Raw genomic sequence first — 23,276 nt, 5'->3', positions numbered from 1 at the left:
GTCAGGCTCGGGTGGCAGCGGCGGCTCCGGGTCCGGGCCGTCGTCTCCGCCGCCGGCGCTGTCGCTGCCGCCGTCGTCGCCGGACGGGCGGCGGGCCGGGGCGGCCAGTTCGGTCAGGAAGCGGCTGGGCTGCTCCTCGCCGGTGGTGCCGCCGACGCCGGCCGAGGCGACCGCGGTGGCGACCAGGCGGCGGCGGGCGCGGGTGGCCGCGACGAAGAAGAGGCGGCGTTCCTCGTCGAGCAGGGCAGACGTCTCCCCCGCCACCGCGGCCGGTCCGGTGGCGGGACGGCCGGCGAGGACGTCGATCAGGCGCTCCGAGCCGAGCAGGCTGCCGCGCAGGCGCAGGTCCGGCCAGATGCCCTCCTGCACGCCGGCCAGCACCACGACGTCCCACTCCAGGCCCTTGGCGGCGTGGGCGGTGAGCAGGCGTACGGCGTCGCCCCGGTCGGCGCTCGGCGCGATCGAGTCGGCGGGGAGGTCCTGACCGAGCACGTGGTCGAGGAAGACGCCCACGCCGGCGCCGGGCAGCCGGTCGACGAAGCGGGCCGCCGCGTCGAAGAGCACCACCATGGCGTCGAGGTCGCGGTCGGCCGCCTCGGCCCGCCACTGCCGCGCGCGGCCGGGCTGATCGGTCTCGGTCGACGGGAATCTGCCGGTGGACATCGCGTACCACCGGTCGGCCAGCCCGCTCGCCCGCCACACCGCCCAGAGGACGTCCTCGGCCGAGGCACCGGGTGTGGCGGCGGCCTCCCGGGCGGTGCTGAGCAGCCGGGCGACGGTCTGCGCCGGACGGGCCCAGCGACGGTCCACCATGTCCAGCCCGGCCGGGTCGCGGACCGCGTCGACCAGCAGTTCGCCGGAGGGGCGCCGGTCGCCGGCCGCCACCGCGAGCGCGCGCAGCCCCTGGCGCAGGCGGCGCTCGGCGAGCGGGTCGGCACCGCCCAGCGGGGAGTGCAGCAGGGCGACCACGGCCTCCTCGGTGAGCGTCGCGGCGTCCAGGGCACAGCGCAGGAGCAGCAGGAACGGCGCGACGGCGGGCTGCAGGTGCAGCGGCATGTCCTCGGCGTGGATCACGGTCGGCACCCCGGAGGCGGCGAGCGCACGCTGCACGGCCGGCTGCTGGAGGGCCGCCGAGCGCATCACCACGGCCATCCTCGACCAGGGCACCCCATGAAGCAGGTGCGCCTCCCGCAGCGCATGCGCGATGAACGCGTTCTCCGCCGCCGGCGCCCGAAACGTCCGCACCACCGCCCCCACGCCCAACTCCTCCCCACCCTCCCCGCCGCCTCCCTCGGCGCCGCTCGATCGTGGCAAGTTGTGGTCGCCAGGTGGGCCGATCTCGCCGAGATCGGAAAGGGGCGCCGACGAGGCTGCGGGTGAGGGGGCGGCGGGTGAGGGGGCGGCGGGTGAGGGGGAGTCAGGCGTGGGCGGGGCGGAGTCGGTGGGGGGTGGGAACATCGGGCGGTGACGGATCGGGCCGCGCATGCGGCGGGCGACCCGGGACGTGGCCGAGAGCAGGGGCGCGGCGATCCGGTGGTTCGTGTGCAGGGTGATCGTCTCGGCGGGGGTGCCGGAGGCGGTGCGGAACTCGGACGGGAAGCGGGTGACCACGGCGGGATCGGCGCCCCGGAAGCCGAAGATCGAGGAGTCCGGGTCGGCGAAGGCGATCAGCGGCGACCCGCCACCGGCGATCTGGGCGAGCAGCGCCACCTGGGCGGGGTCGGTCTCGGCCAGCTCGTCGACGAAGACCCAGGCGAGGCGGCGGCGCTCGGCGGCCAGCACCCCGGGTTCGTCGGTGAGCAGCCGGGACGCGGCGCGGACCAGCTCGGCCGGGTCGTAGGCGACCGAACCCCGCGTGGTGATGTCGCGCAGGTTGAGAACGTCGACGTACTCCTCCAGGAAGCGGGCGGCGGCGAGCCAGTCGTCGCGGCCCAGCTCCCGGCCGAGGCGGGTCAGCTCGGCGGCGTCGACGCCCCGCTCGGCGGCGCGCTGCATCAGGTCGCGCAGCTGCTGGGCGAAGGCGCGGGTGGGCAGCGCGGACCGGAGTCCGCCGGGCCAGCCCGCGGGGTCGGCGGCCTCCGCGTCGGCCACCACGGAGAGCAGCTCGCGGATGATCAGGTCCTGTTCCGGACCGGTCAGCAGGCGTGGAGCGGGCTCACCCCGCTCGGCCGCGGCCCGGCGGAGCAGGCCGAACGCGTACGCATGGAAGGTGCGCACCAGCGGCTCGTGCACGACCCGCCCGGCCTGACCCGCCACCCGGGCCTCGATCCGGTCGCGCAGTGACGCGGCGCCCCGGCGGCCGAAGGTGAGCACCAGGATCCGCTCCGGGTCGACGCCCTCGGCGATCCGCGCGGCGACCGCCTCGACCAGCACGGTGGTCTTGCCGGTGCCCGGGCCGCCGAGCACCAGCAGCGGCCCGCCGGCGTGCCCGATCACCCGCCGCTGGACCGGATCGTCGCGCAGCTCGGGCGCGACCGGACGCGGACGCCGCACCAGACGGTAGTCGGGGGTCTGGAGGGACGGCGTGCTCACGGCATCTATGAGAGCACGCCGGTACGACGTTTCTTCGAGGTCATCCCCCGAGTGCGGCCTCGATCGCGTCGAGGGCCTCCGGGACCGAGCGGGCGACCAGCACCGTCTCCATCGCGCCGGTGCGGACGAACTTCTTGTCGACCAGGTCGTTGAGCCAGGCGATCAGCGGATCGTAGAAGCCGTCCGGGTCCAGGATCACGATCGGCTTCCCGTGTACGCCCAGCGTCGAGGTCGTCCAGACCTCGAACAACTCGTCCAGGGTGCCCAGCCCGCCCGGCAGCGTGATGAACGCGTCCGAGCGGTCGATCATCAGGTTCTTCCGGGAGCCCATGTCCTCGGTGATCACCAGCTCGTCCGAGTCGGTGTCGGCGACCTCCCAGTCGACCAGGCACTGCGGGATGATGCCGAGCGTGTGGCCGCTCGCCTCGCGGGTGCCGAGTCCGACCGTACCCATCATGCCGACCCGGCCGCCGCCGGAGACCAGGCTGTGCCCGCGCTCGGCGAGCGCCCGGCCGGTCTCGCCGGCCAGGTCGAGCCAGCGCTGGTCGAGGGTGTCGGAGGATCCGCAGAAGACGCAGATCGCCGCCATCAGTGCGCGTCCTGCGCGGCGGTCTGGGCGCCCGCCTCCACGATGATCCGGACGGCCTCGGTGACGTCGTCGGTGACCTGGATCAGGTCCAGGTCGGCGGGGCTGATCTTGCCATCGTCAAGCATGCGTCGTTTGATCCAATCCAACAGTCCGCTCCAGTAGTCGACGCCCATCAGGATCACCGGGAACCGGGTCACCTTCTTCGTCTGCACCAACGTGATCGCCTCGAACAACTCGTCGAGCGTGCCGAAGCCACCCGGGAGCACCACGAAGGCCTGGGCGTACTTGAGGAACATGGTCTTGCGTACGAAGAAATAACGGAAGTCGATTCCGACGTCGACCCAGTCGTTGAGACCCTGCTCGAACGGGAGCTCGATGCCGAGCCCCACGGACATGCCGCCGGCCTCGGTGGCGCCGCGGTTGGCGGCCTCCATCACGCCGGGACCGCCGCCGGTGATCACCGCGTAGCCCGCCTCGGCGAGCGCGGCGCCGAGCGCGGTGGCCATCGCGCACTCCGGGCTCTGCGGCGCACTGCGGGCCGAACCGAAGACGCTGACCGCGGGCGGCAGGTCGGCGAGGGTGTCGAAGCCCTCGACGAACTCGGAGAGGATGCGGAGGGCCCGCCAGGCGTCCTTGGTCTTCCACTCGCCCCGGTGTGGCGAGTCGAGCAGCTTCTCGTCGGCGGTGCTGGGCGGGACGGCGTCACGCCGCAAGGTGACCGCGCCACGATGACGCTGTGGCGTGGCCGGCTGCCGGCCGTCGGTGCTCTCCGTCATGCGTCAACGGTAGTGCGGCCACTCCGCGCCCGGTGAATTACAGGCTGCGTTTTGGTAAGAGGATTGCGACCGGCAGACCTTTTTGCCAGATTGAAGCAACGGACGGTAGCCCTGGCGCGTCTGTACTGTTACGGCACTTCGCTGGTCATCCTCGCACCACGGCAGGCACAGAAGGGCGGCCACCGTGACGAACCGCTACGAGCGCCTCAAGATGCAGCGGCGCATGCAGCGACGGATCCGCCTGGTCGTGGAGGAGCGGCGGATCGCCTTCGCGGCCCGGGATCCGGAACCGGACTTCGACGCCGAGGCGACGATGGAGATCCCGCCGCTCGCCACCCAGCGCGCGATCGGGCGGGTGAAGCTCCAGCAGGCCTGAGCTCCCCGCCCGTGTTCCCGGAACCCGGGCTAGGACGCCAGCCAGCGGTGCAGTGTGGCCGCGCCGTCCCGGATCTGGCCGATCTCCACGTGCTCGTCGGGCGCGTGGGCCAGGGCCGGGTCGCCCGGTCCGTAATTCAGCGCGGGGATGCCGAGCTTGGCGAAGCGGGCGACGTCGGTCCAGCCGAGCTTCGCGGCGGGCTCGACGCCGACGGCGGTGAGGAACTCGCGGGCCGGCGCGGCGCGCAGCCCGGGGAGGGCCCCGGCGGACGAGTCGATGACCACCAGGTCGTACCCCTCAAAAACGGTCTTGAGGTGATCCAGGGCCTGCTCCTCCGAGCGGTCCGGCGCGAATCGCAGGTTGACCTCGACCGCGCACTCGTCCGGAACCACGTTGCCGGCCACGCCACCCGCGATCCGGACCGCGTTCAGGCCCTCCCGGTACGTGCAGCCGTCGATGGTCACGGTCCGCGGGCGGTAGTCCTCCAGCCGGCGCAGCACCTCGCCGGCCGCGTGGATCGCGTTGACACCGCGCCAGGCCCGTGCGGTGTGCGCCCGCCGCCCGTGGGTGAGCACCTTCACCCGCAGTGATCCCTGGCACCCGGCCTCGACCACGCCGTACGTCGGCTCGAGAAGCACCGCGAAGTCGGCGTCCAGCCACTCGGGGTGGCTCGCCGAGACCAGGTTGAGCCCGTTGAACTCGGACTCGATCTCCTCGGCCTCGTAGAACAGGTACGTGATGTCGTACGCCGGATCGGGCAGGGTCGCCGCCAGGTGCAGCGCGATGGCGACACCGGCCTTCATGTCCGACGCGCCGCACCCGTAGATGAGGTCGTCGACGACAGTGGACGGCCAGTTGTCGTTGATCGGCACGGTGTCCAGGTGCCCGGCGAGCACGACGCGCTGCTCGCGGCCGAGCTCGGTCCGCCCCATCACGGTGTTGCCCACCCGCCCCACGGTGAGGTGACCGGCGCTGCGGAGGACGTCCTCGACGCAGTCGGCGATCACCTTCTCATCGCGGGACACGGACTCGATGTCGACCAGGGCACGAGTCAGCTCGACCGGGTCGACCACCACGTCCGGGGTAAGCGGGTTGGCCATGAGCGCACCATACAAGGCGTGCCCGACCCGTGCCTCCAGGCGATCCGCCACCGCGACGGCTAGTAGGGTTCACGTCGTGGAAACCGCGCTCTCGACTTCGCCCGCCTGGGGCATCGGCCTCGCCACCGTCACCGCCGAGGGGCAGGTCCTGGACACCTGGTTCCCCGCCGGTCACCTGGGCCTCGGCGAGGAGCCGGCCGGTGTGCCGGCGCTGCCCGCCGGGCTGACCGGCCCGAAATCGCTGGCCGGGCTCTCGGTCGTCGAGGTCCGCGCCACGATCAAGTCGCTGACCGACCCGATCGCCGACGCCTCGGACGCCTACCTGCGTCTTCACCTGCTCTCGCACCGGCTCGTCCAGCCGAACGCGCTCAACCTGGACGGCGTCTTCGGCGCGCTGGCCAACGTGGCCTGGACCTCGGCCGGCCCGTGCCCGCCGGACCGGGTCGACGAGCTGCGCCTGCTGGAGCGCGCCGCGGGCCGGCAGCTGAGCGTCTTCGGCGTGGACAAGTTCCCGCGGATGACCGACTACGTGGTCCCGTCCGGTGTCCGGATCGCCGACGCGGACCGGGTCCGGCTCGGCGCCCACCTGGCCTCCGGCACCACGGTCATGCAGGAGGGGTTCGTCAACTTCAACGCCGGCACGCTCGGCACCTCGATGGTCGAGGGCCGGATCGTGCAGGGCGTGGTGGTCGGCGACGGCTCGGACATCGGCGGCGGCTCGTCGATCATGGGCACCCTCTCCGGCGGCGGCAAGGAGAAGGTCCGGATCGGCGAGCGCAGCCTGCTCGGCGCGAACGCCGGCGTCGGCATCTCGCTCGGCGACGACTGCGTGATCGAGGCGGGCACCTACATCACCGCGTCGTCCAAGGTCGCGCTCCCCGACGGCCGTGTGGTGAAGGCCATCGCGCTGTCCGGTGTGAACAATCTCCTCTTCTGGCGCAACTCGGTCTCCGGCGCGCTGGAGGCCCGCCCCCGCAAGGGCACCGGGATCGAGCTGAACAGCGCTCTGCACGCCAACGACTAAGCACGCCAACAACTGAGCACGCCAACGACTGACCGCTTCTGATCAACGCAGTCTCGAGACGGCCGCCGTTTTCACGGCGGCCGTCAGCGTTTCCAGGAGCTGAGACTCGATCTTCCAGTACTGCCAGTAGAGCGGGACGTCGAGGAACCTGCCCGGAAAGATCTCGACATAGCGGTTGGCGGCGAGATCATCGCTGGCGTTCTGCTCCGGCACCGTGCCCCAGCCCAGACCCAGCCGGATCGCCTCGTTGAAGGCCGCGGCGGCGGGTACGTAGTGAATGGGAGGATTTATCGTACCCAAACCTGCTTTTGACAGAAATCGATGTTGCAGCCGGTCCTTCCGGTTGTAGACGATCATCGGCGTGCCGGCGAGATCGTCCACCGCCAGCCCGGGAGCGGCCACCGCCAGGTAGCGCATCGCGCCCAGCCGCTCCACCCGGCAGCCCTGGACCGCCGCACCCTCGGCGGTCACCGCGCCCATCACCGACCCGGCACGCAGCAGGTCGGCCGTGTAGTCCTGATCGTCCGTCTGGATCTCGAAGGTCACACCGGGCACCGCGGTCAGCACCGGCAGGAACCAGCTGTTCAGCGAGTCGGCGTTGACCACGATCGAGATCCGGGTGCCGCCCCGGGCCTGGGCCAGCGCCTCCCGTTCCAGCAGCGCCACCTGACCGGCGAAACGGACCAGCGCCGCGCCGGCGGTGGTGGCCGTGCAGGGCTTGGCGCGGCGGACCAGCACCTGGCCGACGGCGTTCTCCAGCGCCTTGATCCGCTGGCTGACCGCGGAGGGCGTGACGTGCAGCACCCGCGCCGCCGCCTCGAAACTGCCGTGGTCGACGACGGCCTGGAAGGTCTCGAGCTGAACATGGTCCACGATTAAGGAACGCTAATCCATACTGAGAATCTTTAGCTGGAGTAACGGCGAGCCTCTCCGTAGCGTCGAATCCATGCTCTCCTCCGCTTTGGCCGGTTTTGCCGCTTCCGCTGTCCTGATCATCGCCATCGGGGCGCAGAACGCGTTCATCCTCCGGCAGGGCCTGCGCCGGGAACACGTACTGCTGGTGGTGCTGATCTGTGCCCTCTCCGACCTCGCGCTGATCTCGGCCGGGATCGCCGGTCTCGGCGCCGCGGTGACCGCCCAGCCCGGCCTGGTCGAGGTGATCCGCTGGATCGGTGCCGCGTTCCTGACCGGCTACGCGATCCTGGCAGCCCGGCGCGCGCTGCGTCCCGACGCCGCCCTCGGCCCGTCCGAGCAGGCACCGGCCACGCTCCGGGCGACACTGCTCACCTGCCTGGCACTGACCTACCTCAACCCGCACGTCTACCTGGACACCGTGCTCCTGCTCGGCACGGTCGCGCAGCAGCATCCGCACCGCTGGCTCTTCGGCCTGGGCGCGGCGGCGGCCAGCCTGGTCTGGTTCACCGGGCTCGGCATGGGGGCGCACCGGCTGGCTCCCCTGCTGGCCCGCCCCGGGGCCTGGCGCGTCCTGGACGGCCTGATCGCGATGGTGATGGGCGGCATCGCGATAACGCTCGCGATTCCGGCTTGACTCTCCACCAGGGTGAGACCCCAGAGTCGGTGACCGTGGAGAGCGAACTTCGGGGCATCGGCGAGACGGCACGGGCCAGCGGGCTCAGCGTCAGCGCGCTGCGTTTCTACGACAGCGCCGGCGTGCTGGTCCCGGCCGACGTCGACCCGTCGACCGGTTACCGCCGCTACACACCCGCGCAGATCAAGGCGGCCCGGCTCATCGCGGGGCTGCGCCGGGTGGGCATGCCGGTCACCGAGATCGCGGAGGCGGTTCAAGATCTTCAAACCCCTTCCCGCGTACGCCGTCGCCTGGACGACCATCTGGCCCGACTGGAGGCCGGATTCGCCGACGCCCGTCGTGAGCTCCTCCGATTGCACACCCTGCTCGATGTGGAGGAGAACCTGATGACCCGGATCACCCTGCCCGCCGCCGCCCTCGCCGCGACCCTGGAGGCGGTCCGTTTCGCGTCCGCCGCCGAGGTCCCCGGCCTGCCCATCCCCGGCGGCGTGCTCTTCGAGACCGGCGAGGGCGTGCTGACGCTCGTCGCCACCGACCGGTATCGCCTGGCCGTCGCCTCGGTACCGGCCGGCATCGAGGGCCCGCCGGTGCGGCCCTACCTTCCCCTGCCGTTCGCCGACGAGCTCCGGCGGTTCGCCTCCGGCTCGGTGACGCTCGATCTCACGACCTCCGGGGTACGCGCCGAGCACGAGGGCGAGACCATCGAGTCGAAGCCGATCGACCTGGACTTCCCCGACTACCGGCGTCTCCTGCCGGTCGCCACCGACCGGACGCGCCGGGTGACGGTGGACCGGTCCGCGCTCCGTGACCTGCTCGCCGCGGCCCCCGAGGTACGCCGGGAGCACGACGGCACGGCGTACGCGGTCTCGATCCTCGCCCTCGACCCCTCCGGCGACCTGCGCCTGGCCGGCGAGTCGGAGTGGACCGCGGACGCCGAGGCACACACCGCGGTGAACCGGGAGTTCCTGCTGGAGGCGTTGGACGCGGGCGGCACCGGCCAGCTGCTCCTGGAACTGGACGGCCCGGTCCGCCCACTGATGATCCGCATCCCGGGCGACGATTCCCGCCTCTCCCTACTGATGCCGATCCGCAGCTGACCCCGTCCACCCGCCTCACCCCTGTCCCGTCCCACCTCACCCCGCCCGCCCCGCCCGCCACGCCCGCTCCTCCAGTCCCGCCCGTCCCGCCTCACCCCCGCCCCGTCCCGCCCCGCCCTGTCCCGGGCGCCAGGCACGCCCGGCCCCTGCCCTGCCGCGCCTGTCCCGTCGCGCCTGTCCTGCCGCGCCTGTCCTGCCGCGCTGCTCCCGTCGCGCCTGTCCTGTCGCCGCCCGGCCCGCCCAGCTTCAGCCCGTTCGTGCCGATCCGAGGTCGCGCTCTCGCCCGCCACCGAGTTGTCCACAGGCGGCCCGCCAATATCCACACTCATCCGTGACATTCGATTGGCTTTCGGCGAGCCCTGGGCGGTTCGGGTTCACGATCATGGCCAGCCGGGGCACCGGGGATCCACGATCGCCGCTCGTGTCCTTCCGGCGCCCCTCTGACGGCTGCACGCGCACACGATCCGTGATCGTGTGCGCCCACCGTCCCTGCACCCGGCCGATCGTGTGCACGGGCCGCCCCGCCCGCGCTCTCCGTGTGCACACACCACCCCGGCCCGCGCTGTCCGTGTGCACACACCACCCCGGCCCGCGCTGTCCATGTGCACACGCCGCCCCGGCTCCCGCCGTCCGTGTACATGCGGCGCTTCAGGACCGGTGGATCGGGGCGCCGCAGACTGTGCGAGCGACTGGCGGCGCCCGAACTCCGCGTACCAGCCGCAAGCCACGGCGCCGCGGGGAACTCGAGTGCGCGGCGGCACCGAAGTTCGTACACGCGAACAGCACCTCGACACAACACCTCGACACAGCACCTCGACGGGGCGCTCGGGCGGCGATCGTGGGCGCCTGTCCGCGAGCAAGGTCGCGGGGCGGGCCTGGAGGACACGGAAGAGGGGCGAGCGGAGGGCAACGGCAGGATCGAGGCCGTCCTGTAGTACTTCCGTAGCGGTCCGGTGACCCAAGGGGACCGCCTGAAAACGGGGTGGGAGGTGCTGGTTACCGTCGGGTGTGCGCAGTAGCCGGCCGGATGAGGATCACAACGCCGCGGCCACCGGCGCGTCCATGACCGGGTGGGAGTTCGCCTGGATGGACGGGCTGGCCGTGGCGTCCGAGCCGTCGTGGTCGTACCCGGATCTGGCGCGGCCCCTCATCCGGCGCTGTGCCAGCGTCCTCGACCTGGACACCGGCGGCGGGGAGCTGCTCGCCGAGCTGGCACCGCTGCCCGCGCACACGGTCGCGGTGGAGAGCTGGGCACGCAACACCCCCGCGGCCCGCGAACGCCTGGCCCCGTTCGGCGTCGAGGTGCTCACCGAGCTTCCGGCCGGCGAGGACGAGTTCGAGCTGGTGCTCAGCCGCCACGGCCGGCTCCCGGTGGCCGACATCGCCCGGCTGCTCCGGCCCGGCGGCATCCTGCTCAGCCAGCAGGTCGGCAGCGACGACCTGGCCGAACTCAACGACGCCCTCGGAGCGCCGCCGCCGCAGCCCCGCCGCTGGGACGCCCAGGTGGTGACCGCCGCCCTGGAGGCCGCCGGCATGCGGGTGATCGACCTGCGCGAGGAGCACCCGCCCCTCACCTTCCACGACATCCGCGCCGTCATCCACCAGCTGCGCACCGTCCCGTGGCAGATCCGCGACTTCTCCCTGCAGAAGTACGAACGCGAGCTGGCCCGCCTGACCGCCATCATCCGCGCCCGCGGTGAGTTCACCGTCCGCGCACACCGCTTCCTGGTCCAGGCCGACCGCCCGACATAGGCATAGCCCCGAAGCCTCTTTCAGGGGAACGCCCGCCGTTTTGCGTTAACCCATTCGGGTCCGGCCCCCGGAAAAACATCCTGCAAATCCGCCGCACGCGGCTTTGGCTTCACATTTCAACCGTCCGCGGGCCGCGCTCCACCCCCATGAGCCGGTTTCGCGCTTGCCCCACCGGCGCTTCTCTGCGCTCGCACCTAACCGCAGCTGAACGCCGCCCCACCACCCGGTACGCGAGCTCCGCGTGGGCGCGATCTCCCCCGCTCATCACGCTCCCGGGTTAATCGCAACGGCCCACATCCACCGGCGATCAGCACTCAACAGCCCAGCGGAACGACCTATCCCGGCCCTTGAACCATTCCGCCATCTTTGTCCCAGCGCCGGGACGGTCTTCGGGCCCCGGCGACCAACCCGATTAACGACGCTCCCCCACATCGGTCGCTTCCGCGACTCCGGCCTGGGGTGACGCGTGCCCAAAACCGTTCCAGGAGGAACCCTCTCATGCGCAAGCTCACCAAGCGTTCCACCGCCGTCGCCGCCGGAGTCGCCGTCGCCGTCATCGGCGGCGGAGCGGCCTTCGCCGCGGCCACCGGCTGGAACATCGGCGGCACAGGCAAGGGGACCGCCAAGGCCGCGGAGATCAAGCCACTGACGGCCACCTCGACACTGACCGGCAACATCTACCCGGGCGTGACCCTCCCCTTCACGACGAAGTTCAAAAACACCAACGAGTTCGACGTCGTGCTCAACGGCAAGTCCTCCATCACCAGCGCCGCAGTCACCCCCGCCGACGCGAAGGCGACCTCCTGCGAGAACGGCCTGAAGGGCACCGCGGACATCCTCAAGACCGACTTCCCGGGTACGCCTGAGATCAAGGCTGGTACCGAGGCCGACGTGAGCTCGACGGTCGAGGTTGGAAGCCTGCCGCAGGACTGCGCTGGGAAGACCATCAAGGTCGAGTACAGCTTCGAGGCGATCAGCAAGACCTCCTGATCCGAACCGGACGGGGCGGCCCGTACCGCCCCGTCGCCATCCTCGATCTTCGGGACCCATCCATGTCGAAGAGTTGGTGGACCACGGTCGCTGTAGTGCTGACACTGGCCACGATCGCGCTGTCTGTCGTCTCCGCCTCGTCGAGGCGACCGGAGGCCGAGACACTCGTCCTGGTCGGCGGGACCGGTGATCACAACAGCACGGTCCAGTTCGAGTTACGGGGCAAGCCGGTACACGGGCTCTACCCCGGAGCGGTCAGGCAGATGCGGATCACCGTGGACAATCCGTTCGGCTTCGGACTGCAGGTGCAGGATCTGACCGCCGAGGTCTCCTCGTCGGACCGGCAGGGGTGCCCGGCGAACTCGCAGAACCTGGAGGTACGGCGGTACGACGGGGTCCTTCCGGTCACGATCGCCGCCTCCGGGCGCACCGAACTGGACGGGAGTATTCCGGTGGCCATGCCGGTCGGCGCCACCGAGAAGTGCGCCGGAGCCCGGTTCACCCTCTCGATCTCCGGGGCCGGACGACGGGTGGACCGATGAGCCGGGCGGGGAAGGCTCTGGTGATCGGGGCTGCCGTGGCCGTCCTCGGCGGGGCCGGAACCGTGTACGCCTACGCCGGCGGATGGGTCCTCACCGACAACACGGCGAAGCTCACCGCCCGGGTGGCCCGGATGCCACGCGGTGTCGAGCCCAGCGTCGCCAAGCAGAGTGGCCAGGCGGTCGTCAGCTGGAGCTCCCAGGAGATCACGCCGGGTGTCCGGATGGACCGCTATGTCGTCACCGCGCACAGCGTCAGCGATCCACCGCGGCCGGACGTCGCGCACGCCATGGCCGCAGCGGGTGGCACCACCGAGACGATCACCTTCCCCACCGCCGAGGTGGCCGGCGGTGAATGGCGCTGGACCGTCACGCCACGCTATCGGGAGTGGACCGGCGAGGAGAGCACGCTCAGCCGGCGGCTCGTCTTCCCGGCGGCTCCCGTGGCGCGGGCCGCGGCCTCGACGACCGCTCCGATCGCCGAGAGCACCCCGCTCCCGACGACGTCGGCGACGGCCACGGCCACCACCTCGCCGTCGAACGAACCGTCGAACGAACCGTCGAACGAACCGTCGAGCGGGACGACGGAATCGGACGTCACCACCCCGCCTGCCGCGGAGCCGAGTCCGGTCACGCCGGCTCCCGCGACGTCGGTCTCGACGGTCCCGGCCCCGCCGCAGTCCTGACGAAACAGTGCCCGTACCAGCCCTCGGTGCTCCGCATCGAGGGCTCGCGGCGCCGGTCTCGACCGATGCGAATTTGGCGGACGGACGGGTCGGGCCAACGCGGAGTCGGCGCAGGCCGAGCCGGACGCGGGGTGTCCCGTCAGGAACGTGAAGAATCGACGGGAGGTGGCGGCCGTACCTCGGGAGGGGTAATCCGGTCGGGCAGAATCATCCGATTTATGCGCCCAGAACGGCGGACGGAAAACCGATCACATCGGACATCTCTATCGGGGAACGTTGTATGGACGCCGAACCCGGCAGCTTCCACCGGCGTCCGAGGAGGAACGAGCCGCATGCCCTGTCTGTGCGAACGGCCCGCGGCTTGTGCCCCGGGGCACACCTCGTGACGCGGCGTGATGTCCTCACGAGTCTTCGGGGCGGGCGGATGTCGGAGCGGCACATCGAGCTGGAGGCGTCGGATCACGAGGAGCCGACCTGGGAGGTGCGCGGGCCGCGGAAGAAGCGGTTCGACCGGCGGTCACGGGTGATCCTGGCGGCGGCGGCGATCCTGGCGCTGATGGCGAACGCGGGGGCGGCCTGGGCGTACTGGCGGATCGCCCGGCCGGAGAGCACGGCGAACGGCGCCACGACCGAGTTCGAGCTGGTGCTGCGGGCGCGGAATGATCTCAATCAGACACTGCGGCCGGGGGACACCGGGAACATGACGGTGACCGTGGCGAACGAGTACGGGGTGCCGATCCGGGTCACCCAGATCCGGCCGGGTGCGGGGAACGTGGTCGCCGACCCGGAGCACCGGGACGCGGGGTGCCTGAACCCGCGGGTCGCGGTGAACCGGAAGGACTTCCCGGTCTCCTGGGAGGTCGCCAAGAACACCGTGGGGGTCTTCAACCTGGACGACGCGCTGACCATGCGGCCCGGGTCGCCGAAGGCATGCCTGGGCGCGACCTTCACCGTGCCGATCCGGGCCAGGGCGGTCCGTTAGGTTTCCCAAGGGCTGATCGTGGTCACTCAGAACGCATGACCATTGCGGTAGTGACCGGTGCGAGTGGTGGGATCGGGCGGGCGGTGGCCCGGCGTCTGGCGGCCCGGGGCGACACGGTCGCGCTGCTGGCTCGCGGTACGGACGGGCTGGAGGGCGCGGCCGAGGACGTACGCCGGGCCGGTGGGACGGCGCTGCCGATCGAGGTTGACGTCGCCGACCCGGCGGGTGTCGAGGCGGCCGCGGACCGGGTGGAGAAGGAGCTCGGGCCGATCGGCCTCTGGGTCAACAACGCCTTCGCCAGTGTGTTCGCGCCGTTCACCGAGATCGGGATGGACGAGTTCAAGCGGACCACCGAGGTGAGTTATCTCGGGTACGTCTACGGCACCCGCGCCGCTCTGGACCGGATGCGCCCGCGGGACCGGGGCACGATCGTGCAGGTCGGCTCGGCGCTGGCGTACCGCGGGATCCCGCTGCAGAGCGCGTACTGCGGGGCGAAGCACGCGATCCAGGGGTTCACCGAGTCGCTCCGGGTCGAGTTGCTGCACGAGAAGAGCAATGTGCGCGTGACGATGGTGCAGATGCCGGCGGTGAACACCCCGCAGTTCGGCTGGGTGCTGTCCCGGCTGCCGCGCCGGGCCCAGCCGGTGCCACCGATCTACCAGCCGGAGGTGGCGGCCCGGGCCGTGCTGTACGCGGCCGACCATCCGAAGCGCCGGGAGTACTGGGTCGGCGGGTCGACCGCGCTGACCCTGGCCGCGAACGCCGTCGCGCCCGGCCTGCTGGACCGGTACCTGGCGCTGACCGGGTTCAAAGGGCAGCAGACCGGCGAGCGCCGGGATCCCGCGCAGCCGGAGAACCTGTGGCAGCCGGCGGACGAGACGCGGGACGAGGGGGCGCACGGCGACTTCGACGAGCGGGCGACGTCCCGGAGCCTGCAGCTGTGGGCGTCCCAGCACCACGGGCTGCTGGCCGTCGCCGGTGGGCTCGCCGCCGGGGCCGCCGCGCTGGCGCTGACCCGCCGCGCCTGACCGTCACACCCGGGAGCGGTCCCGCCAGAAGCGGCGTTCCAGGTCGGCCGGGTCGACGATGACCGCGTCGTGCAGTACCGCCCGGGCCCGTTCGGTCGCGGCGCGGGCGATCCGGTCGTCGTGGCTGGCCGCCTCGATCCCGTCCGCGACCACCTTCGCCGTCGCGTCGCCGTACGTCCGGGCGTCGTGCACCTCGCGCTCGTGGATCAGCGCCGCCTCGTGTTCCCGGAGCCGGGCGGCGCGCGCCTCGTTCCGCTCGTACGCGTTCCCCCGGGACACCAGTTTCAGGCCGATCGCGGCGCAGTCCAGGGCCACCAGCAGTAGCGCGATGCCCAGGTAGAACACGCCGACGCCCCAGAAGTCCGAGGTGACCAGGTACCACATCGCGGAGGTACGGGCGCCGAACCCGTTGTCGCCCCGGACGGCGGCGGCGTTGTCGGAGCGGGCGTCGGCGAGCAGCCGGGTCAGGCGGGCCCGCTCGACGGCCCGGATCGCCCGCTCGGTGTGCTGGTCGCGCTGCAGTCCGGCGGCCTGCCGGTCGAGGACGGCGGCCTGGGCGTCCAGGGCGCGGGAACGGCGTACCAGGTGGTAGCAGTAGCCACCCCGGGGACACCCGGCACTGCGGGTGACGCCCCGGCCCGCGGAGTCGGCCAGCGCCTGCCGGTACAGGTCGCGGGCGTCGGCGCGCTTCCCGGCCGCCCGGTCGTTGATCTCTCGCACCGACGCGTCGTCGGCCGAGGTCTCCCGGCGCAGGTCACGGAGCCGGTCCAGGTATCCGGCCACCGCGCCGCCGGTGTCCAGCAGGTCCAGCTGGGTGCTGTGCACCTCGGCGAGCCGGGCGTCGATCTCGCCGCGGTACCGGGCCAGCATCAGCGGCTCGGTGATCACGATCGCGAAGAGCAGCGCTAGACCGAATCTGCCCAGGTAGAGACCGAGCGTGGGCGGGGTGAGGAGGTACTGCGGGTCGGTCGAGTCGAGCTTCTCGTAGCCGATCGAGACGCGGCCCACCACGGCCCGGTCGTACGCCACCACCCCGATCGCCACCAGCGGCCCCACCAGCCACTGCCACCACGGGTGCAGATAGCCGCTGCTCGCGTCGATGAACGCGGCGCCACCGGCGGTCGCGTAGACGAAGTAGAGCAGGATGAAGACGCCGATCGAGCGGTACAGCACGCGGTCCGAATGCGTCGTCACACTGCGCGGATTCACGTTCGCCACCCGCAGCAGCAGGTGCCCGAGGCCCGTGCCCATGTGACCGAGTCTGATCCAGCACGCCGCCGGTCAGGGCGGGAATCTACAGATCGGCCGGTTCGGTGATCGTGACGCGTACGGTGACCGCGGCGGAGACGGTCTGCGGCGCGGGATGGAGATCGAAGGCCAGGTCGCCCGCCTCGGCCGTGCCGAACGCCGCGGCGCGCAGCATCGGGCGGACGCTCTCCAGCTCACCGTCGGTGATCTCCACCAGCCGGTCGATCTCGGCGCCGACCGCGGCGGCGTAGTCGCGGGCCCTCCGCAGCGCGTCGGCCACCGCCTCGCGCCGCACCTCGGCACCGGCGTCACTGCCCGGCCGCATCTGCCACCAGGGCCCGGCGACCGCGGTCGCCTCCTGACCGGCGAGCCGGGCCAGGAGTTCCCCCAGCCGCGCGAAGTCACTCACGGTCACGGTCGTTCCGACATTTCCCGTGTACGCCGTGACGCGCTCACCGCCTCGCCGGAATTCCGGGTGCACCTGGACCCCCGAGGTCTCCCGGCGCTCGACGACGGTGGCGTACTCGTCCAGCAGGGCGTCGATCTCGGCGGCCCGGCGGGTCAGCCGCTCCAGCACCCCGGCCTGATCCTTCCCCGCCGCCGAGACGGTCACCGAGAAGCGGGCCGTCTCGGGCGGGACCTCGCGGACGGCCTCACCCCGGGCGGTCACGATCGGCGGCTCGGGGCGAGGATCCACGACGACTCCCTCAGAGCGGCTCGGTCAGGCGGTCGGCTGCCGCGGCGACCCGCTCGTCGCTCGCGGTCATCGCGATCCGGACGTGCTGTGCCGCGGCCGGGCCGTAGAACGCGCCGGGAGCGGCCAGGATGCCGCGCCGGGCGAGCCGGTCCACGGTCTCCCAGCAGTCCTCGCCGCGGGTCGCCCAGAGGTAGAGGCCGGCCTCCGAGTGGCTGATCTCGAAGCCCGCCTTGACCAGGGCGGTCCGCAGGGTGTCCCGGCGTGCGGCGTACCGCGTGCGCTGCTGCACGACGTGCTCCTCGTCGTCCAGCGCGGCGACCATGGCGGCCTGGACCGGAGCGGGCGGGATCATGCCGGAGTGCTTGCGCACCGCGAGGATCTCGCCGATCAGGGCCGGGTCGCCGCCGAGGAAGCCGGCGCGGTAGCCGGCCAGGTTGGAGCGCTTGGAGAGCGAGTGCACGGCCAGGACGCCGGTGTAGTCGCCCCCGGTGACCTCGTCGGCGAGCACCGAGACGGGGGACGCCTCCCAGCCCAGCGAGTGGTAGCACTCGTCGCTGGCCACCACGGCACCGCGCTCGCGGGCCCAGGCGACCACCTTGCGCAGGTGCTCGGCGGGGAGCACCCGGCCGGTCGGGTTGGACGGCGAGTTGATCCAGACCAGCTTGACCCGGGTGGCCGGGCCGACCGCGGTCAGGCCGTCGGCGCGGATCACCTCGGCGCCGGTCAGCCGGACGCCGACCTCGTACGTCGGGTAGCAGACCTCGGGGATGACGACCCGGTCGCCGGGGCCGACGCCGAGCAGCGTGGGCAGCCAGGCGACCAGTTCCTTCGAGCCGATCGTGGGCAGCACACCGAGCTCACCGGACGCGCCGCACTCACGGGCCAGCCAGCCGGCGATCGCCGTCCGCAGCCGGGCGGTACCCGCGGTCAGCGGGTAGCCCGGCGAGTCGGCGGCGTCGATCAGGGCCTGCCGGACGACCGGCGGGACCGGGTCGACCGGCGTGCCGACCGAGAGGTCGACGATGCCATCCGGATGCCCGGCGGCGAGCTTCTTCGCCGGTTCCAGCAGGTCCCAGGGGAAGTCCGGCAGAACCGACGACAGAGCGCTCAGTGCTCGCCCCGGGGCGCCTGGGCGGCCACGAACGGCGAGTCCTTCTCGACCTTGCCGACCTTCGACGCGCCGCCGGGCGAGCCGAGGTCCTCGAAGAACTCGTAGTTGGCGTTCGTGTAGTCCTTCCACTGGTCCGGGACGTCGTCCTCGTAGAAGATCGCCTCGACCGGGCAGACCGGCTCACAGGCCCCGCAGTCGACGCACTCATCGGGGTGGATGTAGAGCATCCGGTTGCCCTCGTAGATGCAGTCGACCGGGCATTCCTCGATGCATGCCTTGTCGAGAACATCGACGCAGGGCTCAGCGATGATGTAGGTCACGGGTCTTTCCCTTCAAAGCCAACGCCGCGGGAACCGCCGACGACAAATGCAGAGCCTAGTATTCCCGCCGAAGGAGGTTATGCGTGCTCCGACAGCAGGATGTGGGACACCGGGTGGTGGTACGGCGAATTGTAGGCGTAACGGGAGAGCGCACGCTCTACACGGACGCCCTCGGCGAGCTGGTCGACCTTACCGAGACCGATCTCACACTCGCCACCGACAAGGGAACCCTCCGTGTGCCGTTGGCCGAGGTCCACCGCGCCAAGCGGGTACCACCGGCCAGCCGGCCCAGCGCGGCCGCGGTTATCGCCCTCGAACTCGCCGCCGATCAGGCCTGGCCCGCACCGGTTCGTGCCAAGCTCGGCAGCTGGCTGCTGCGGGCGGCGGACAACTGGACCGGGCGGGCGAACTCGGCGCTCGCCGTGGGCGACCCGGACCGCCCGCTCGAGGCCGCCATCGACGCGGTCGAGCGGTGGTACGCCGACCGTGGCCAGCGCCCCATGATCAACGCACCGATGCCGCTCGCGTCGCCGGTCAACGCGACGCTGGACGAGCGTGGCTGGGGTGCCCGCCCGCTCACCCTGGTGCAGACCGCCCCGCTGGCCCCGATCCTGGCGGCGCCGGGACGCACCGATCTGCCGGCGGTCGACCTCGCCGACTCCCCGGGTGACGACTGGTACGCGATGGTGGCGGCGCACAAGGGGGAGCTGCCGACGGCGGCGATCCGCATCCTCACGGGCGTACCGGAGAAGGTCTTCGCTCATGTGCGGGATGCCGACGGTGACCTGATCGCGGTGGCTCGCGGCGCGGTGACCGGTCCTGATCGGTGGCTCGGGGTGTCCCTGGTGCAGACCGCGCCGCACGCCCGGCGGCAGGGCCTGGGACGGCACGTGATGCGCGCGCTGGCCGGATGGGCGTCCCAGCGCGGGGCGAGCCGGGCCTACCTGCAGGTGGAGGAGCGCAACGCGGGTGCGGTGGCGCTGTACGCCGGGATCGGCTTCAGCACCCACCACACCTACCTGACCAGGGAGGCCCCGAAGGGCTAGCGGCCGACGACGCGGCGCGGGCGGGCCGCCTTGGCCCGGGTGAACGCCTTCAGCGAGCGGGAGCGGTAGTCCCGCCCGAGCAGCACGGCGACCCAGTAGCCGAGGACGGTGCCCGCGATCGCGCAGCCGCCGTAGAGCCAGACCTGCGCGAAGAAGTCGCCGCCGCCGTTCGCGAACGGCTCGCTGCCGCTGAGGAACGGTCCCACCAGGACGGTCAGCAGCATGCCGCCGACCGCACCGAAGCCCACGTCGGGCAGCCAGTCGCCGGGCTTGCGCCGCTGCGCCCGGACGAAGGTGAGCACGCCCAGCACCACCGCGATCAGCGTGAACATCGCGATCGAACTCCGGCCCTGAGCGGAGTCGGAGCCGTCGAACGCGACGCGGACCACCAGCCGGGCCACCACGTTGATCGCGAACAGCGCGACCGCCAGCACCGTGATCCGGAACCAGCGCTGCCTCATCAAATCCTCCCGGGGGAACGCATCGTGGCCGGGATCCTAACGCCGGACGCACCGGTGACGCTCGATCCCGACGGTCATCTTCGCGGATGGCGCGCGGAGGATCACTCAGAGTCGGCTGTGAGTCCGCTGATAGTCGGCGGCGGCTGCAGGATCATCCGGTACGCCGGGACGGCGAACGCGAGACTCCCGGTCAGGATCATCACCAGGGCGACCCAGTTCGTCCCGCTGATCAGGTAGTCACCCTCGTTCGTCCGGACACCCGCCGCGGCCAGCATGATCACCGTCCACAGCGCCCACGGCGGGCCGATCGCCCAGTTCCGCCCGGCGACCCGGACGGCGAACCAGGCGATCGCCAGGTTCGCCCCGATCGCCAGCACGGCGGCCAGGCCGATCAGCGGCCCGCCGCCGGACCACACGTCCTCGCCCCGGAACAGGCCGGTCACCCCGCCCAGCCGCAGCACGCTGAGCTCGATCTCGAGGAGGGCGGTGACCACGGTGGCGATCAGGGCGATCGCCGTACCGGCGATCCGGATCACGGGCTTCATACGTCCAGGCCGGCGAAGAGGTCGCTCTCCCACCGGTGCGGGCCCTCGCCGGGACCGCGCTCGCCCTTGACGAGCGTGTAGTACTCCACCCCCATGAACTCGCCGCCGAAGTCGCCGGCGATCCCGTACAGCCAGGAGTTGTCCGGGATCTGGGTGGCGTGGGCGCGCATCGCGGCGGTCTTCTTCGCGTGGTGGTCGGTGCCGTCGATCCGGGCCGCGATCTGCTCGTCGGGCGTGCCGAACGGCAGGTCGTCCGGCTTCTCCACCTCGGCGAACGGGTTGTCGGCCGAGTCGCGGAACGCCTCCATGCCGTCGATCAGCACGCTCAGCGGCATCGCGGTCCAGTAGATCTTGGTGGGCGCGGCGTCACCGGCCAGCTCGGCGGCGCGCATGGCGACCCGGTGCGCCTGGATGTGGTCCGGGTGGCCGTAGAAGCCGTTCTCGTCGTACGTGATCATGACCTGCGGCCGGACCTCGCGCATGATCTCGACCAGGTGGGCGGCCGCCTCGTCCAGGTCCGCGCCCCAGAACGCCCGCGGGTGCTCGTTGGTGGGCAGGCCCATCATCCCGGAGTCGCGGTAGCGGCCGGGACCGCCGAGGATGCGGTGGTCGGTGACGCCGAGCGCGGCACAGGCGCGCTCCCACTCGACCAGGCGATACCCGCCCAGCTGGTCGGCGTGCGCCGCGGCCAGCTGCGACAGCGCGGGGACGTGGATCTCGCCCTCCTCGCCGAGCGTGCAGGTCACCAGGGTCACGTGGGCGCCGGAGGAGACGTAGTGCGCCATGGTCGCGCCGGTGCCGATGACCTCGTCGTCGGGGTGGGCGTGCACCAGCAGCAGGCGGCGCTCGGGAAGCGGAACGGCTTGCGTCACGGCGGATACTGTACGCGCGACCACCGACGGGTTCGCTCGGCCAGCCCACGGTTTGCCCGGCGGAGGGCCGGTTTGATCAGCGATGCTGTGTGGCGTGGAGTACCCCTTCGGCCATGGCGCGCCGCACGCCGTGACGATCGGCGCCGACGGCGCGCACATCGTCTTCCTTCGCTCCGCCGGCCCCGGCGACCCCGATCCCGCCCTCTGGCTCTTCGATCCGGACTCGGGGGCGGAGCATCTGGTCGCGCCGGGACCGATCGACGCGTACGCGGCGGACCGGGACGCCCGGGTGGCCGCGTTCACCCGGGGCGGCCGGCTCTTCCGGGCCGACCTGGAGTCCGGCGCGGTCACCGCGGTGCCGACCGCCGGGGCCGTGCACGACGCCCGGCCCGACCCGACCGGCCGCATGATCGGGTACGTGACCGACCCGGACGGCTCGGCGGCGCTGCGGGTGGCCGGGCCGGACGGCGACCGGCTGCTCGCCGGGGAGCCCGGCAACGCGTGGCGTGAGCACGGCGGGCGCATCGCCTGGGGCGTGGCCGGGCGCGGGGCGGCGGAGTTCGGGCGTACCCGGGGCTGGTGGTGGGCACCGGACGGCGGGCAGGTCCTCGCGGTGCGCACGGCCGGCGCGACCAGCCTGCACCTGCTCGACCTGGACGACGGCTGGGTGGACGTGCACTGGGACCGGGAGACGTACCCGCACCTGGCGCAGGTCCGCTGGGCCGGCGGCGGCCCGCTGATCACCGTGCTGCGCCGGATGCAGCAGCACGGTCTGGTGCTCTCGGTCGACCCGCGGACCGGGGAGACCCAGGTGCACGCGGAGCTCGCCGACGCGCGCTGGGTGGAGCCGATCCCGGGCACCCCGCGGCACCTGCCGGACGGGCGGGTGCTGGTCGGCGGCGAGCTCGCGCACGACGGGTTCGACGCCCGCTGCCTCTTCGCGGACGGCAGCCTGCTCACCCCGCCGGGACTGTACGTACGCCGGGTCGCCGGCCTGCTCGCCCGCGCCGGGGGCCCGCCCGGCGCGCCCGATCTCGTGGTCGAGGGGAGCATGGGCGATCCGGCGGTCCGCGAGGTGTTCCGGGTACGCACCACGCTGGGCGGCGGCGGGCCGGACGTCACCCGGCTGACCGGGCCGGGCGGCTGGCACCCGGTCACCGCGGGCGGCGGGATGCTGGTCACCGGCGACGAGGTGTGGCGCGACGACCGGCGGATCGCCACGCTGCGGTCGATGGCGGCGCCGCTGCGGTACCGGCCCGAGCCCGTGCTGGAGCGGGTCACCGACCGCCGGCTGCCCGCCGCGGTCCTCTATCCCGCCGGCCACCTCGGCGGCGCCCTCCCGGTGCTGGTCACCCTCGGCGAGGGACCCGGCCACCAGCAGGTCCGCGCCGATCCGGCCGCCTGGCAGGAGCGCCAACGGCTCGCCGACGCCGGGTTCGCGGTGGTCAGCGTCGACTCCCGGGGTACGCCCGGCGTCGCGCCGAGCTTCGAGAAGGCGGTGCACCGCCGCCTCGCCGACCTGGCCCTGGCCGACCAGGCGGACGCGCTGCGCGCCCTGCTCGGCAAGCATCCCGACCTGGACCTGGGGCGGGTGGCCGTACGCGGGAGCGGGCTCGGCGGCTGGCTGGCCGCGCTCGCCGTGCTGCGCCGCCCGGACGTCTTCCACTGCGGGGTGGCCCGGGAACCGGTGATCGACTGGACCCGGCTGCCCCGGGCGGTGGCCGAGCGCTACCTGGGCGACCCGGCCGACTCGGCGCACGTGTACCGGCACCACGACCTGACCGAGGCGCTGGCCGAGGAGCCGTCGCACGGCCCGCTCCTGGTGTCCGGCGTCACCCTCGGCGACGTGGAGTCGGTGCCCGAGTTGACCTTGGACGACGAGCTGACCTTTTTGACGGCAAATCTCCCTAGCTGAGCAACGCGGATTTGTCGCGGTAGACGCCTAGTGTCTGGCTC

24 protein-coding genes are annotated in these 23,276 nt (G+C 72.3%); 12 read left to right on the top strand and 12 right to left on the bottom strand.

Annotated elements, in window-relative coordinates; genetic code table 11:
• From AB0M08_RS30970 to AB0M08_RS30960, 3 genes are all read right to left on the bottom strand, one after another.
• Window positions 1–2,532 (bottom strand): ATP-dependent helicase (locus tag AB0M08_RS30970; RefSeq protein WP_364500816.1); only part of this gene is annotated, 2,532 nt, incomplete at its 3' end.
• Between the two features lie 40 nt (window positions 2,533–2,572).
• Window positions 2,573–3,121, bottom strand: coding sequence for a TIGR00730 family Rossman fold protein (locus AB0M08_RS30965; RefSeq protein WP_364500813.1), 549 nt, complete (start codon window positions 3,119–3,121; stop codon window positions 2,573–2,575).
• Window positions 3,121–3,897: a TIGR00730 family Rossman fold protein gene (locus AB0M08_RS30960; protein ID WP_364500811.1), complete on the bottom strand. Its 777-nt coding sequence runs from the start codon at window positions 3,895–3,897 to the stop codon at window positions 3,121–3,123. Before AB0M08_RS30960 ends, AB0M08_RS30965 begins: the two co-directional genes overlap by 1 nt.
• A gap of 184 nt (window positions 3,898–4,081) precedes the next feature.
• On the opposite strand from AB0M08_RS30960, the gene AB0M08_RS30955 reads away from it, so the two are divergent.
• Window positions 4,082–4,273, top strand: a complete 192-nt coding sequence (locus AB0M08_RS30955) for a hypothetical protein (protein ID WP_364500809.1) — start codon at window positions 4,082–4,084, stop codon at window positions 4,271–4,273.
• Window positions 4,274–4,302: 29 nt separating this feature from the next.
• Here the strand turns inward: AB0M08_RS30955 and dapE are convergent, their stop codons facing one another.
• Complete coding sequence (gene dapE, locus AB0M08_RS30950; protein ID WP_364500807.1) at window positions 4,303–5,373, bottom strand: succinyl-diaminopimelate desuccinylase; 1,071 nt, start codon at window positions 5,371–5,373, stop codon at window positions 4,303–4,305.
• Between the two features lie 76 nt (window positions 5,374–5,449).
• Between dapE and dapD the strand changes: the two genes are divergently transcribed.
• On the top strand, window positions 5,450–6,397 hold the full coding sequence (gene dapD / locus AB0M08_RS30945; RefSeq protein ID WP_364500805.1) for a 2,3,4,5-tetrahydropyridine-2,6-dicarboxylate N-succinyltransferase: 948 nt from the start codon (window positions 5,450–5,452) through the stop codon (window positions 6,395–6,397).
• 42 nt (window positions 6,398–6,439) lie between these two features.
• On the opposite strand, the gene AB0M08_RS30940 is transcribed toward dapD, so the two are convergent.
• On the bottom strand, window positions 6,440–7,273 hold the full coding sequence (locus AB0M08_RS30940) for a LysR family transcriptional regulator ArgP (protein ID WP_364500936.1): 834 nt from the start codon (window positions 7,271–7,273) through the stop codon (window positions 6,440–6,442).
• A 70-nt stretch (window positions 7,274–7,343) separates the two neighbouring features.
• On the opposite strand from AB0M08_RS30940, the gene AB0M08_RS30935 reads away from it, so the two are divergent.
• From AB0M08_RS30935 to AB0M08_RS30900, 8 genes are all read left to right on the top strand, one after another.
• Window positions 7,344–7,946: a LysE/ArgO family amino acid transporter gene (locus tag AB0M08_RS30935; protein ID WP_364500802.1), complete on the top strand. Its 603-nt coding sequence runs from the start codon at window positions 7,344–7,346 to the stop codon at window positions 7,944–7,946.
• A gap of 35 nt (window positions 7,947–7,981) precedes the next feature.
• Window positions 7,982–9,043: a MerR family transcriptional regulator gene (locus AB0M08_RS30930; protein ID WP_364500800.1), complete on the top strand. Its 1,062-nt coding sequence runs from the start codon at window positions 7,982–7,984 to the stop codon at window positions 9,041–9,043.
• Between the two features lie 1,008 nt (window positions 9,044–10,051).
• The gene (locus tag AB0M08_RS30925) at window positions 10,052–10,795 is read left to right on the top strand and encodes a methyltransferase (RefSeq protein WP_364500799.1); all 744 of its coding nucleotides are present in this window, start codon (window positions 10,052–10,054) and stop codon (window positions 10,793–10,795) included.
• Window positions 10,796–11,293: 498 nt separating this feature from the next.
• Window positions 11,294–11,785, top strand: a complete 492-nt coding sequence (locus AB0M08_RS30920; protein WP_364500797.1) for a hypothetical protein — start codon at window positions 11,294–11,296, stop codon at window positions 11,783–11,785.
• Window positions 11,786–11,847: 62 nt separating this feature from the next.
• Complete coding sequence (locus tag AB0M08_RS30915) at window positions 11,848–12,327, top strand: hypothetical protein (RefSeq protein ID WP_364500795.1); 480 nt, start codon at window positions 11,848–11,850, stop codon at window positions 12,325–12,327.
• Window positions 12,324–13,010, top strand: coding sequence for a hypothetical protein (locus AB0M08_RS30910; RefSeq protein ID WP_364500793.1), 687 nt, complete (start codon window positions 12,324–12,326; stop codon window positions 13,008–13,010). Before AB0M08_RS30915 ends, AB0M08_RS30910 begins: the two co-directional genes overlap by 4 nt.
• A gap of 424 nt (window positions 13,011–13,434) precedes the next feature.
• Complete coding sequence (locus tag AB0M08_RS30905; protein WP_364500790.1) at window positions 13,435–13,992, top strand: hypothetical protein; 558 nt, start codon at window positions 13,435–13,437, stop codon at window positions 13,990–13,992.
• A 35-nt stretch (window positions 13,993–14,027) separates the two neighbouring features.
• Window positions 14,028–15,020, top strand: a complete 993-nt coding sequence (locus AB0M08_RS30900) for an SDR family oxidoreductase (RefSeq protein ID WP_364500788.1) — start codon at window positions 14,028–14,030, stop codon at window positions 15,018–15,020.
• Between the two features lie 3 nt (window positions 15,021–15,023).
• Here the strand turns inward: AB0M08_RS30900 and AB0M08_RS30895 are convergent, their stop codons facing one another.
• From AB0M08_RS30895 to fdxA, 4 genes are read right to left on the bottom strand one after another with little or no spacing between them, the layout of a single operon-like run.
• Window positions 15,024–16,271 carry a DUF4407 domain-containing protein gene (locus tag AB0M08_RS30895; RefSeq protein ID WP_364500785.1) on the bottom strand — a complete coding sequence of 416 codons (1,248 nt, stop codon included), beginning with the start codon at window positions 16,269–16,271 and terminating at the stop codon, window positions 15,024–15,026.
• Between the two features lie 43 nt (window positions 16,272–16,314).
• Window positions 16,315–16,965, bottom strand: coding sequence for an SIMPL domain-containing protein (locus tag AB0M08_RS30890; RefSeq protein ID WP_364500782.1), 651 nt, complete (start codon window positions 16,963–16,965; stop codon window positions 16,315–16,317).
• A gap of 10 nt (window positions 16,966–16,975) precedes the next feature.
• Window positions 16,976–18,076 carry a succinyldiaminopimelate transaminase gene (gene dapC / locus AB0M08_RS30885; protein ID WP_364500933.1) on the bottom strand — a complete coding sequence of 367 codons (1,101 nt, stop codon included), beginning with the start codon at window positions 18,074–18,076 and terminating at the stop codon, window positions 16,976–16,978.
• A complete protein-coding gene (gene fdxA / locus AB0M08_RS30880; protein ID WP_364500779.1) occupies window positions 18,073–18,396 on the bottom strand; it encodes a ferredoxin in 324 nt (107 codons plus the stop codon). The genes dapC and fdxA overlap by 4 nt, the downstream gene beginning before the upstream one ends.
• Before the next feature lie 83 nt (window positions 18,397–18,479).
• On the opposite strand from fdxA, the gene AB0M08_RS30875 reads away from it, so the two are divergent.
• Window positions 18,480–19,442 carry a GNAT family N-acetyltransferase gene (locus tag AB0M08_RS30875; RefSeq protein WP_364500776.1) on the top strand — a complete coding sequence of 321 codons (963 nt, stop codon included), beginning with the start codon at window positions 18,480–18,482 and terminating at the stop codon, window positions 19,440–19,442.
• Here AB0M08_RS30875 and AB0M08_RS30870 read toward each other — a convergent pair.
• The 3 genes from AB0M08_RS30870 to mshB all read right to left on the bottom strand — a co-directional run bounded on the left by AB0M08_RS30870 (window position 19,439) and on the right by mshB (window position 21,320).
• The gene (locus tag AB0M08_RS30870; RefSeq protein ID WP_364500773.1) at window positions 19,439–19,903 is read right to left on the bottom strand and encodes a hypothetical protein; all 465 of its coding nucleotides are present in this window, start codon (window positions 19,901–19,903) and stop codon (window positions 19,439–19,441) included. The two genes, AB0M08_RS30875 and AB0M08_RS30870, sit on opposite strands and share 4 nt — an antisense overlap.
• Window positions 19,904–20,004: 101 nt before the next feature.
• Complete coding sequence (locus AB0M08_RS30865; RefSeq protein ID WP_364500770.1) at window positions 20,005–20,448, bottom strand: hypothetical protein; 444 nt, start codon at window positions 20,446–20,448, stop codon at window positions 20,005–20,007.
• Complete coding sequence (gene mshB, locus AB0M08_RS30860; protein WP_364500767.1) at window positions 20,445–21,320, bottom strand: N-acetyl-1-D-myo-inositol-2-amino-2-deoxy-alpha-D-glucopyranoside deacetylase; 876 nt, start codon at window positions 21,318–21,320, stop codon at window positions 20,445–20,447. The genes AB0M08_RS30865 and mshB overlap by 4 nt, the downstream gene beginning before the upstream one ends.
• Before the next feature lie 82 nt (window positions 21,321–21,402).
• Here mshB and AB0M08_RS30855 point away from each other — a divergent pair, with 82 nt between their 5' ends.
• A complete protein-coding gene (locus AB0M08_RS30855) occupies window positions 21,403–23,235 on the top strand; it encodes a prolyl oligopeptidase family serine peptidase (protein WP_364500764.1) in 1,833 nt (610 codons plus the stop codon).
• Window positions 23,236–23,276: the final 41 nt, after the last annotated feature.

The organism is Actinoplanes sp. NPDC051851, assembly GCF_040681165.1.
GTDB lineage: Bacteria > Actinomycetota > Actinomycetes > Mycobacteriales > Micromonosporaceae > Actinoplanes.
Note: the sequence above shows the minus strand (reverse complement) of the source record. Positions and strands in the feature narration are given on the sequence as shown.